Consider the following 1,001-nt stretch of genomic DNA (forward strand, 5'->3'; position numbering starts at 1 on the left):
TAAATCTATCCGGCGTCACTATGGGCATGGATGCCCGCACCACGATGAGTTCCGCGCCTGATGAACCTAAAAAGCCCCTCGGCTTCAGTGAGCCATTTTTTGTATGAGGTTTCTCATCAGGCCGATATGCCGTTCATGTCATCAATAATCAGTCTTCGCAAAACCGGATGGGTAACTGCTATTTAACTACTTAATAATCAACCTATTGATTCAGCACAGCATATATCAAGCCTGATATTCATTGTGATTAGCCGTGATTGCCCAGGCTATCCGTGCCAGTTTGTTTGCCAGAGCGCAGGCGACAACATTCGAGTGTCTGTTACTGAGTTGTCCTCTGACCCATTCAGCCAGCCTGCCTTGCTGATGTTCCAGGCGCATCATGAACGATCGGGCACACTGAACCAGTAAACGGCGTAGATTTTTATCACCCCGCTTGCTGATACCCAGCAAAGTCGATTTACCTCCAGTGCTGTATTGCCGTGGAACAAGTCCTGTGGAAGCCGCAAAATCCCTGCTACATGAAAATTGTTTGCCATCACCGAGTTGGGATGAGAGAAGACTGGCCGTAATCGGTCCAACACCGGGTATTGTCATAATACGTTGAGCAGTATCATCGACTTTGATTGACTGGTTTAATTCTGACTCCAGCTCTGTTATTTGCTCAACAAGATAAAGATAGTGGGCATGCAATTTCATCAGCAAACGGCTCAAATATTCAGGTATTTCATGTTCCGCGAGCACCAGGGACAACCGCTTAATGACTGAATCGCCTATTGGCAGACTGATACCAAATTCCAGTAAAAAACCGTGCATCTGGTTGGTTGTTTTCACCTTGTCTCTGATAAGTGATTCCCTGACCCGATGCAATGCTCGCATCGCCTGCTGTCCTTCTGTTCTAGGCTGGACAAAACGCATGGATGGTCGGGATGCGGCTTCACATATTGCTTCAGCGTCAACAAAATCATTTTTATTACTTTTGACAAACGGACGCACGAATTGGT

General features: G+C 46.7%; 1 protein-coding gene. It reads right to left on the bottom strand.

The window, feature by feature from the left end; genetic code table 11:
- Positions 1-225: 225 nt before the first annotated feature.
- Positions 226-1,001, bottom strand: a 776-nt coding sequence (locus EIEH_RS16770) for an IS110 family RNA-guided transposase (protein WP_035610445.1), incomplete at its 5' end; no start/stop codon positions are given.

This window comes from Edwardsiella ictaluri ATCC 33202 (genome assembly GCF_000264785.1).
Classification (GTDB): Bacteria; Pseudomonadota; Gammaproteobacteria; order Enterobacterales; family Enterobacteriaceae; genus Edwardsiella; species Edwardsiella ictaluri.